The organism is Acinetobacter sp. YK3 (assembly GCF_001729365.1).
GTDB lineage: Bacteria > Pseudomonadota > Gammaproteobacteria > Pseudomonadales > Moraxellaceae > Acinetobacter > Acinetobacter vivianii.
In genome coordinates, this window is record NZ_LZPJ01000073.1 from 26,655 (window position 1) to 37,508 (window position 10,854).

The following is a 10,854-nucleotide window of genomic DNA, read 5'->3' on the forward strand; positions in this document are numbered from 1 at the left end:
AAGAGTAAACTTTGCGTCGTTCTACTATTTTCATCACCGTCTTGCTGAGTTTGTTCATGTTTCAGGGTTTCTGGAATGTGGCGGCAGCTTTTTGTGCGCATGAAAAGTCGGGCGAGTACAGTTCATTCAATCATTTTGGACATCATGTCCCAGAAAAGTCTCAAGTTTCTGATCAGCATGTAGTTGTTGTCGACCAAGATGCTTCTGATTTGCCGATGCCTTTAAGTTTGCAGGATCATCATGATCACTTGCCTTCCTGTTTCCATGTGGTGGTAACTGAAGCCCAGCAACAACTGGATGAACCGATTTTACGGATGCATCAGGCAGAACAAAAATATTACTGGTCTAACTCGTATCAGTCTCCACATCTTTCTGGATTAAATCCGCCCCCTGTATTGACCCCGCTATAGGTGGGGTAGCCGAAAAATAGCCCACCGCAACCTTAATATTTGCGGGGCTTTATATGTCTTTAAATTTAAATCAGCGTATCTATGCATTGCAAAAAAATGCATCAGACAATCATGCGCATTCATCCTCATTCAAATGGTCAGCGTTAGCATTTGCACTAACAGCTGTGCTTTTTAGCCAGTCTGCAACAGCAGCGTCTTTGCTTGATGCCAATCAGGCTTCAACTTCAGTGGCACAGCGGAATGTGAACTTTGAACAAGTCTTGCAAGATGTGAAACAGCATCAGGCGGGTATTGGTGTCTGGCAAACCCAGCAAAGCATTGCCGAGGCCAATGTTAAACAAGCACGTTTATGGACAAATCCCAGTATTTCGATTCAGCAAACTGATTTTCGCTCAGGTAAAGATAAGGAACTGGAATTTGGTCTTTCACAAAAGCTTGATGTTTTTGGCGAACGTCGCGCAGCGGTGAAACTCGCTGATGTGCAAGCCTCCCAAGTTGGTCTGAATCAAGAGTTATACGATGCGCAACTCGAATTAGCGGTGAAATATCTGTGGTCACAAGTCGTGGTTCTTGAGCTAGAGCATGACGTTGTTCGGGCACAGCTAAAAACCAGTCAGGCGACTTTGGATGCGACACGTTTAAGACTTCAGGCGGGGAGTATTGCACAGGTTGATTTAGACCGTACCTTGATGGCACATATTGAAAATCAACGGTTATTTCAGCAAACCGAACTGGCGCTGGCGACAGCAAAGCGTCAACTGGCAAATTTATGGGGTAGTACGGACAATCATTTCTCTGCTCAGGCAAGCAATGTCTGGCCACAACAAAAAGATTTGCAAGCTTATGTGCAGAACAACTTATTTGAGCGAGCGATTCAGCTCGATATTGTGCGACAAAAAGCCAATATTGATTATTTAAAAGTTTCTAACCGACCAAATCCGACGGTCAATTTAGGCATGGTGCAAAGCAAAAGTGCGGAAACCAATTCAACAGATAACAAGTTCAGAGTCGGTATTGATATCCCATTGAATATTTTCAATCGCCAACAATATTCATTGCGCATTGCCAACGCCAAACAGGATTTGCTGGTCAAGCAGCAACAGTTTTATAAGCAACAAAACCTAAATGCCATTCAGACCTTAAGTGCAGAGTTAGCTGGCCTGAAACAACAGTTTGATCTGGTGAATCAGCGACAAATTCCATTGTCTGAAACGGTGCAGGAAAAAATGCTGCTCGGTTTCAAAGTGGGTAAATATGCCATTACCGATGTACAGCAAGCCACCATGCAACTGCAAGAGCAACGCCTAAATAAAGTGCAGTTACTTAAAAGTGCATGGCAGAAACAGATTGAGGCAGAGAGTCTGGCACTGGGTATAGAACCTGGTGTGGTGAGTTCAAGCGATGCCTTAAATCAGATCAATCAAAACCTTTGGAAAGAGACCAGTAACCTTCCCGCTGTTGTAGGAGCAGAATAATGTCGACGAATCAATCTAAGAAACAGTGGTTTTGGGTCATTCTGGTTGTGGTTGTAGGCTTAGTCCTCAGCGCATTATTATTTTTTACTGGCAAGAACAAAGCCAGTGGTGAAGCGGCTGCAGCAGGCGATAGTCATGCCGAAGGCGAAGAAGGTCATACTGAAGGTGAAGCTGGACATGCGGATGAAACTGAGGAAGGCAGCTTAAACCTGACCCCAAAACAAATGATGGAATATGGCGTTAAACTGGCTCAGGTCGGTGTTGGAGAGGTGGGGCAGCAATATGCCTATCCTGCGAAACTGGTGACCAATACCGATCAGCAAGCCCATGTTTCGGCAACTTTTGCTGGGCGTGTAGAAAGTGTCAATGCTGCACTCGGCGAACAAGTGAAGAAAGGGCAGGTTTTAGCCACTTTGTTTATTCCAGATCTGGTGGATCAGCAAGCCAATTTAAGTATTGCTCAAGAGGCATTAACGCTTGCTCAGCAAGATTATCAGCGTGAAAAGCAGCTTTGGGAACAAGGTGTTTCAGCCCGTCAGGATTATCAACGTGCTTATAATGCTTATCGCCAAGCCCAGATTCAGGTACAAGCAGCCCGTAGTCGTTTATCTGCTTTAGGCGCATCCAGTGGAAGTCAGGGACGTTATGTATTGACCGCACCGTTAAGTGGTGTTGTCAGCTTGAAAGATATTGTGGTGGGTGAGCAGATTACTCCAGATAAGCAATTGTTTGTGATTGATCAATTAGATCAGCTTTGGATTGAATTTATTTTACCAAGCGTCAATAACATCAATGTACAACCAAATCAGCAGATCGAGTTCAAATCTCTGCAAACCAGCAATACTTTTAAAGCACAAATTCAGACTTTAACCACAGCTGCAGATACACAAACGGGTCGTTTGCAAGTTCGTGCCAAAGTCCTGACCCCCGCCAAAGAACTACGACCAAATTTGATGGTCAATGTGCTATTGAATGGTGCGGATAAAAAGCCGGTCCTGCGTGTTGCCAAAGCCGCGATTCAGCAGATCGAGGGCAAAGCAACAGTTTTTGTGACCAAGCAAGAAAAAGATAAATTGCATTTCACCCCAACGCCAGTACAGCTCGGTAATTACTCAAGTGATGGACTGTGGGTCGAAATTCAATCAGGCCTGACTGAAAAACAGCAATATGTCAGTCAGGGCAGTTTCCTTTTGAAATCTGAGATTGAGAAAGGAGAGGCTGAGCATGGACACTAAAGATAATTTGGGGCTTCCACCTGCGGAAGGCCTCTTTGATCGTATTATTCAATTTTCCATTCGCAATGCGATTTGGGTCATGCTGTTTGTTGTGGCATGGATTGGCGTCGGAATTTATAGCTATCAAAAGCTTTCAATCGATGCTGTTCCCGACATTACTAACGTTCAAGTACAAATTAACAGTCAGGCAGGTGGATTTACTGCACCTGAAGTTGAGCAACGGATTACCTATCCGATCGAAAATGCCATGTCGGGTATTCCAAACTTGGAGCAGACGCGTTCGATTTCCCGTTATGGTTTATCTCAGGTCACGGTGATTTTTAAAGATGGCACCGATATCTATTGGGCGCGTCAACTGATCAATCAACGCTTACAAGAGGCCAAAAGTGCCTTGCCTGATGACATTGAACCACAAATGTCACCGATCTCAACGGGTTTAGGGGAGATTTATCAATGGGTGGTCAAGGCTGAACCGAATGCAAAAAAAGCAGATGGGACGCCTTATCAAGCCATGGACCTGCGTGAAATTCAAGACTGGATTATTCGTCCTCAATTACAACGCGTTCCTGGTGTTGCAGAGATCAATACCATTGGTGGTTACAACAAAACTTATGTGGTTTCTCCAGATTTAAAACGTTTGCAACAGTTGCAAATACCTTTAACTGACCTGCAAACGGTGTTAACTGAAAACAATGAAAACCGCGGTGCGGGTTTTATTGAAGAAAATGGTCAACAACTCACTGTTCGTATTCCGGGTATGTTGAAGACGGTACAAGACATTGAAAATGTCACGGTCAGTACCAAAAATGGTTTACCCATTCGTGTTGCTGATGTCGCAACGGTTTCGATTGGGCACGACCTAAGAACAGGTGGCGCGACCTATAACGGTGAAGAAACTGTACTCGGGATCGCCATGATGATGATGGGCGAGAACAGTAAATCCATCGCCCAAGCATTAGATAGCAAAATGCAGGAAATCAAACGTTCATTGCCTGAAGGGGTGGTGATCGAAACAGTATATAACCGCAGTAATTTGGTCGATAAAGCCATTAAGACCGTTGCCAAGAACTTAACTGAAGGCGCAATCCTAGTCATTGTGATTCTGTTTGTATTCTTGGGGAATTTCCGTGCAGCACTGATTACCGCCTGTATTATTCCCTTGTCGATGCTGTTTACCCTGACAGGTATGGCTGAGCAGAAAATTAGTGCCAACTTGATGAGTTTGGGTGCACTGGATTTCGGGATTATCGTCGATGGTGCGGTGGTGATTGTCGAAAACTGTATTCGACGGTTGGCAGAGGCGCAGCATCATAAAGGTCGATTATTGACGCGTTCAGAACGCTTTACTGAAGTATTTTTGGCAGCGAAGCAGGCGAGACGTCCGCTGATTTTCGGACAAATCATCATTATGGTGGTGTATTTGCCAATTTTTGCACTGGCAGGTGTGGAAGCGAAGATGTTCCATCCAATGGCCATGACCGTGGTATTGGCATTAATCGGGGCTATTATTTTATCAGTGACTTTTGTTCCTGCCGCAGTGGCTTTGTTTGTCACGGGTGAGGTAAAAGAAAAAGAAAGTCGCTGGATGGCTGCATTAAAACGTAATTATGAAGCTTTGCTAGATAAAGCCTATGCCTTTCGTTATGTGGTGGTGGCTGGTGCAGTGACCATTTTGATACTCACGGCTGCGATTGGTTCTCGTGTAGGAAGTGAGTTTGCACCTCAACTGAGCGAAGGAGACTTTGCTTTACAATTGATGCGTGCACCAAGTACAGGGATTGAGGAATCGCTCAAGATTCAGGAAAGTGTTGAGAAGCAGTTACTTGCAGAATTTCCTGAAATTAAGGCAATTTTTGCACGTACAGGCACGGCAGAAGTGGCAACCGATGTGATGCCACCCAATATTTCTGATGCAATCGTGCTGTTAAAGCCACGTGATCAATGGCCCGATAAATCAGAAACCATAGACGAGTTGCGGACTAAAATGTTGGCCTATGTTGAGAAAATTCCAGGCAACAATAGTGAGTTTTCTCAACCGATTGAATTACGTTTCAACGAGCTGATTTCAGGCGTGCGTAGTGATATCGGGGTTAAAATTTTTGGTGATGATATGCAGGTATTGAACCAAGAAGCAGAAAAAGTTGCCCAAACGTTACGGACCATCACAGGCTCAAGTGAAGTGAAGGTCGAGCAAACGGATGGCTTACCTTTACTCAATGTTGATATTGATCATGCACTCGCGGCGCAATATGGTTTATCCGTGAAATCCATTCAAGATTTGGTCGCAGCGAGTATCGGTGGACAAAGTGTTGGGCAGATTTTACAGGGTGACCGCCGCTTCGATTTTGTGGTGCGTCTCGATGACGTCATGCGTACCCCGCAGCAATTGGCGATGTTGCCAATTCAGCTACCGAATGGTGGTCTGATCAAACTGCAAGATGTAGCGAAAGTTGAAAATATCTTGGGTCTGGCACAGTTGAGCCGTGAAAATGGTAAACGCCGTGTTGTGGTGACCACCAACGTTCGAGACCGTGATTTGGGTTCATTCGTCGGTGAGATGCAGCAGAAACTGGCACAGCAAAAATTACCAAGCGGTTATTGGCTCGGCTATGGTGGTCAGTTTGAAAATCTGGCTTCGGCCAAAGCCAGAATGCAAATCGTTGTGCCACTCGCATTGCTGATGATCTTCATTCTGCTAATGGCAGTCTTTAATAATTTTAAAGAGAGTTTATTGGTGTTTAGTGGTGTGCCATTTGCTTTGTCTGGCGGTTTGGTTGCGCTGTGGCTACGCGATATTCCATTGTCGATGTCCGCAGGCGTAGGCTTTATTGCCTTATCAGGTGTCGCGGTACTGAACGGTTTGGTGATGCTGAGTTTTATCAAGGAGTTGAGAGAACAATTTGATATTCATTATGCTACATGGCATGGCGCCGTATTACGCTTGCGTCCGGTATTAATGACGGCCTGTGTGGCGTCGCTGGGCTTTATTCCCATGGCGATTGCCACGGGTACGGGCGCGGAAGTACAGCGTCCATTGGCGACGGTGGTGATTGGCGGGATTATTTCATCCACCTTATTGACCTTGCTGATCTTGCCAGTGGTGTATCGCTGGATGAATGAGAAGTCCTCTGAGCACTCATCAGACATTTATAAGTGAGAGGTCTTGGATTTACTTTTGAAGAATCAAAAGTAACAAAAATTCTTTGTTGGTCTGACGGCATGTCTTTGATGTCGCAGACCAACAGGCGGTATCCATGCCGCCACCACGATGGTAAATGTAGGTTAGAGATCGGATAGAGAAAGATTTTAGGACAATTCGTTGCACTTCATTCATCCTATTCATCGATGATTTGAGATAGTGTAGAAAGAAAGTTGAATTTAAAAATTATAAGGAGTCCAACATGAGTGGACATCAAGGGCATGACCATAGTCATGCAGTTGTTACTGAAGGTAATGCCAAAAAACTTACGATTGCATTAGTGCTGACCACAACATTTTTGATTGTCGAATTTGTTGCAGGTTTAATCACACAAAGTTTGGCCCTGCTGTCTGACGCAGCGCATATGTTTACCGATGCAGCAGCACTGGCCATTGCATTGGCAGCGATCCAGATTGCCAAACGCCCAGCAGACAATAAGCGAACCTTTGGTTATCAACGCTTTGAAATTCTGGCGGCATTGTTTAATGCTTCCATGCTGTTTTTTGTGGCGATGTATATTCTTTATGAAGCGTATCAGCGCTTTACTCAACCCCCTGAAATCCAGAGTCTGGGCATGTTGATCGTGGCTTCAATCGGTCTGGTGATTAACCTGATTTCGATGAAGATTTTAATGTCGAGTGCTTCTGAAAGCCTGAATATGAAAGGTGCCTATTTAGAAGTATTGAGTGATGCTTTGGGTTCGGTCGGCGTCATTATTGGTGCGGTGATTATTTATTTCACCAACTGGTATTGGGTCGATACCATTATTGCTGTTGCGATTGGTTTCTGGGTTTTGCCAAGAACGTGGATTTTACTCAAACAGAGTATCAATATCCTGTTAGAAGGTGTACCAGAAGAAGTTGATGTTGAGAAACTACGCAATGATTTGCTGGCACTCGAAGGGGTGGAAAGTATCCACCAGTTAAAAGTCTGGGCGATTACCTCAAAGAATATTCATCTGACCGTACATTTGTTTGCACCGAATGCGGATCGTAATCAGCTATATCGTACTGCAACCGAGATGCTATCGCATGAACATGGTATTGCCGAGGTGACACTCCAAATCGAAGATGATGCAGAAATGAATTGCGAACATACGCATCAACATGCTGAGGAACATGGTCATTCACATCAGCATTAGGCTGATGTGAATATTAATGCTGTGATGCGCTATTAATTCTGCCATTCATGGTTGCAGTCACGGCATTTCCAATGCTTTTGTGCTTGCATAAAGGCTTGCATCGAAATTTTGAAATCTGGAAGATCACGCCAGAATAAAACCCCTGCAATCACACAGACTGCAAAAACCACAACCGTTGCGATTTGGAGGGTTTGTCCAGCACCATTACCGAAAATCCACATCCCAATGCTGATCAGTACCAGAAACAATAAGATAAAAATCGCAGGCACTAAAAGCACCAGACTTTTTGGCACATTCGGGCGCGGGCTGTTGGCACCCTGACTCGCAGGCATAATTTTCACGCTTTGGCATTTAGGGCAACGGTATTGCATAGAGGGTTCCTATTCTGTTTTGTCCATTTTAGCGAAATTTATGTAAAAGCAAAAATGCTGAGCGATTCAAATACATAACTTTACTTATTTGTGGCGCTGAGCCTTCGTGATGAGGATTGGGAATATTGGGCTACAGCTCGTCTAAAGCTAGTCGCAAAAGCTTCGACAGTCATGTTAATTTGCTGGATGAGTTGGCTGAATAATGCGAAAGGATACGCATGTTACCCACCAAAATTTTAAAGTTACGCTTGTCCCGAATCCAGAAGGGAGCACAGCATCTTTCTACACAAGATAAGTTGATGCTGGTGACATCGGAAAGCCCGGATCTGAGCGCCAATTTTTTATTGCGGCTTTTAAAAATATCTTTGCCCAAGCAATGGAAATTTCATCATGAAAATAATGAAGACATCGTCTATGCCTCACAGTTGATTCAGCTCATTGAAGACGAGTTTATTGCGGTTTATAGCGCTCACGCACGCAAATATGGCTGGTATGAGCAATGCTTGATGTATCAGCTTAATTTTGTGGTTCGACAACCGACTCAACAGCAAATCAATGCTTATTTACGTCAGCTGGATCAATGTCTGGATCAGCCGCCGAAAATTGAGCTATTAAATTATTTTCAGCAGCATTATCCGTGCGCACCGCATGCCAATGCACTTGCGAAGGCTTATGCAGGTGCAGGGCAATATACGCAGGCGATTGAGTATTTTGAATGGGCCGCAGCACAATCATCTCAATTTAATGAAGTGGCTTTTTATGCGTATATTCAATGTTTACTCAAGCGTAATCAGCCCGAATATCAATCTCAGGTCAGCGATATCGAATATGCGATTGATCTGCTGGCGCGATATCAAAAACCGATTGATCAAAAAATATATCGGAACATCTTGCAGCAGGCAGTCAGCCTACTCTTACCTGAATCCATTCTACAAACGCGGGCGACAGCAACCACTATGGTGGCTGATGTTGGGCGCAGCTTAAATGCTTTGGGAAAAACATTAAATGGCATATGGGGTGGGCGGGAATATCATCTACCTTTTAGTCAGGAGGTGATCACCAGCGCACCACAGCTTTTAACCGAGCACAGCGTGTTGGCGGGCTTGGCTCAGGCGAAGACGATGCAGAATGCTTTACAACATTCTTTGGGAAAATTGTCTCATCTTACATTTAGGCAGGACCCTTCATTACTTCAGTCTCTATGGCAACTGATGCAACAGCAGCCCACAATTCTGGAATTATTGGTAGAGCCTGCTCAATATGATCAATTGATGGAGAGGCTTCAGCAGCGCACATCACAACGCAAAGATGCAACATGTTCTGAAAAGATTCAGCTCATTCTGCAACACGGTTTGATGGCGTATTTAGGTGAAGTGCGTTTGGATAAACAGCATCCAGAACGCGATGCTCTATATGCCAAACGTGATCATGTGGTGACTGAGATGACGGCTTTTGCAAATTGGTTTTATACGGAAATTTTATCGCCTTATCTTCAACAACAGAACTACCTGTTTAAACAGATCCATGCTTTATGTCTGCAATTAGATGAAACCGCATTAAGTAGTGGATTATTTGCATTACAGTTTGAGGTGCAGCAGCGTGTACAGGATCTTGCGAGCTGGATGCGGCCCAAATTGGAAAAGGGCAATACGTTTGAGCACATGCAGGTGGCTTGGGTGGCATTGCGAGAATTACCGAATTTTGAGTTGGCATCTGCCCAACAAAAAGTGCAACAGATTGAGCTGGCATTGGAACAGTATAAGCGTATTCGGTTAAGTCAAACGCAGATACTACAACCTATTCAAGCCGCAGCGCCAATGAACCCAGATGATGACTAAATCCATGTGATCAGGAGATAAATCAGTGGCCGAAATAAATGAGACTGTGCAACAAAAATACGCAAATTGTCTTGTAGGGCATGATAATCTACAGAAAAACGTCGAATAAGTTCAGAAAGTAGATCATTGCTCATAAGAAATGAGCCAGTAAGAAAGGGAAGAGGGAGAACATCTTGAATCGACAAGATGATAAAAAGGCGATGTTCGATATTATGCCAGCAGATACAGAGGTATCTGGTGTGAAACCATCATTATCACGTCGACTCATCAATAAGACCTTGCAACACGCACAAGATGCCGTTGAATTTGCCAGTGACACCTCACGCAATATCGCAGGTGTAGCGGATGCTGCTTTAGATGCGCTGGATCAGGTAACGCATCATACCAAGCGTGGTGTGGAAGGGATGCGCAATACGGTTCGAGATATGGTCTCAGAAACCAGTGAGGCTGCACGTCAGGTGGCTTTGGCGATGGCGAGAGCATCATTGGGCAAAAGTAGTCTTACCTTATACTTGCCAGAAATGCTGCTGAATAACCAGATTCGCAAGCGCATGGATCGCTCAGAGATTGATGATATTAAAATTGAATGCGGCAATGACCGTTTTCATATTGAACTTGATGGACATTACCATCGGTTTTTATATCGGCTTTCACTCGAATTTAATGTCTTGGAATGCCGCATCGGACAGGAAAAATATTTACGCTTACGTCAGGTCGATGAACATCTTGATTTGCAAATTCGTCATGGAGGGACTCTCACCAACTGGGCGGCACGTCGTGTGGGCAATGCCAGTTTTGAACTGATTAATTCTTTACCGATTCCTTTTCTGATTAATCATCTGATTCGTGATGTCCCCGGGATTCAGAAAGAAGGTCATCGCCTGTGGTATATCGATCTGGAAGAAGCAGGCTTTATCGATTTCATTAATAACCGTTCGTGGATGGTCGATAAACTATTAAGTCTGACTGATTTTAGTATTTTGCCGGGTTTGAATATTTTGCAAGAAAGTCGTGAACTGGTACAGCAACTGGTTGATCAGTTTGAGATTCGTGGTTTACGCGTGCAATCGGGTCGTTTGGAAGTACAGGTCGGTATTGGCACAGATTAAGAAAGCAAAAGTAGAAAAGAAAAAAGCCACTGTCAATGCAGTGGCTTTTTAGAATTTGGCGTCCCTACGGGGATTC

The 10,854-nt window shown here is 44.3% G+C and carries 8 protein-coding genes; 7 read left to right on the forward strand and 1 reads right to left on the reverse strand.

Annotation, left to right across the window (positions count from 1 at the left end; translation table 11 throughout):
- Positions 1–11 precede the first annotated feature (11 nt).
- The 5 genes from A9Z07_RS06640 to A9Z07_RS06660 all read left to right on the forward strand — a co-directional run bounded on the left by A9Z07_RS06640 (position 12) and on the right by A9Z07_RS06660 (position 7,460).
- A complete protein-coding gene (locus tag A9Z07_RS06640) occupies positions 12–410 on the forward strand; it encodes a cation efflux protein, CzcI-like (protein ID WP_205634332.1) in 399 nt (132 codons plus the stop codon).
- Between the two features lie 53 nt (positions 411–463).
- Entirely contained in the window at positions 464–1,885 is a 1,422-nt protein-coding gene (locus tag A9Z07_RS06645) for a TolC family protein (protein WP_069577717.1), read from the forward strand.
- Entirely contained in the window at positions 1,885–3,120 is a 1,236-nt protein-coding gene (locus A9Z07_RS06650; protein ID WP_069577718.1) for an efflux RND transporter periplasmic adaptor subunit, read from the forward strand. The genes A9Z07_RS06645 and A9Z07_RS06650 overlap by 1 nt, the downstream gene beginning before the upstream one ends.
- Complete coding sequence (locus tag A9Z07_RS06655; RefSeq protein WP_069577719.1) at positions 3,110–6,277, forward strand: efflux RND transporter permease subunit; 3,168 nt, start codon at positions 3,110–3,112, stop codon at positions 6,275–6,277. The genes A9Z07_RS06650 and A9Z07_RS06655 overlap by 11 nt, the downstream gene beginning before the upstream one ends.
- A 244-nt stretch (positions 6,278–6,521) precedes the next feature.
- A complete protein-coding gene (locus A9Z07_RS06660) occupies positions 6,522–7,460 on the forward strand; it encodes a cation diffusion facilitator family transporter (RefSeq protein ID WP_005260015.1) in 939 nt (312 codons plus the stop codon).
- Positions 7,461–7,492: 32 nt separating this feature from the next.
- Here A9Z07_RS06660 and A9Z07_RS06665 read toward each other — a convergent pair whose 3' ends face one another.
- Positions 7,493–7,831, reverse strand: coding sequence for a hypothetical protein (locus A9Z07_RS06665; protein ID WP_005260013.1), 339 nt, complete (start codon positions 7,829–7,831; stop codon positions 7,493–7,495).
- A gap of 218 nt (positions 7,832–8,049) precedes the next feature.
- Here A9Z07_RS06665 and A9Z07_RS06670 point away from each other — a divergent pair, with 218 nt between their 5' ends.
- Entirely contained in the window at positions 8,050–9,669 is a 1,620-nt protein-coding gene (locus tag A9Z07_RS06670; RefSeq protein ID WP_069577720.1) for a hypothetical protein, read from the forward strand.
- A 173-nt stretch (positions 9,670–9,842) separates the two neighbouring features.
- Positions 9,843–10,778, forward strand: a complete 936-nt coding sequence (locus A9Z07_RS06675; protein WP_005260009.1) for a hypothetical protein — start codon at positions 9,843–9,845, stop codon at positions 10,776–10,778.
- Positions 10,779–10,854 lie beyond the last annotated feature (76 nt).

Excerpts from the sequence above, each read along its gene's own strand:
- A9Z07_RS06645 (WP_069577717.1), top strand. The coding sequence starts at position 464 with ATGTCTTTAAATTTAAATCAGCGTATCTATGCATTGCAAAAAAATGCA.
- A9Z07_RS06650 (WP_069577718.1), top strand. The coding sequence starts at position 1,885 with ATGTCGACGAATCAATCTAAGAAACAGTGGTTTTGGGTCATTCTGGTT.
- A9Z07_RS06660 (WP_005260015.1), top strand. The coding sequence starts at position 6,522 with ATGAGTGGACATCAAGGGCATGACCATAGTCATGCAGTTGTTACTGAA.
- A9Z07_RS06665 (WP_005260013.1), bottom strand. The coding sequence starts at position 7,831 with ATGCAATACCGTTGCCCTAAATGCCAAAGCGTGAAAATTATGCCTGCG.
- A9Z07_RS06670 (WP_069577720.1), top strand. The coding sequence starts at position 8,050 with ATGTTACCCACCAAAATTTTAAAGTTACGCTTGTCCCGAATCCAGAAG.
- A9Z07_RS06655 (WP_069577719.1), top strand. The coding sequence starts at position 3,110 with ATGGACACTAAAGATAATTTGGGGCTTCCACCTGCGGAAGGCCTCTTT.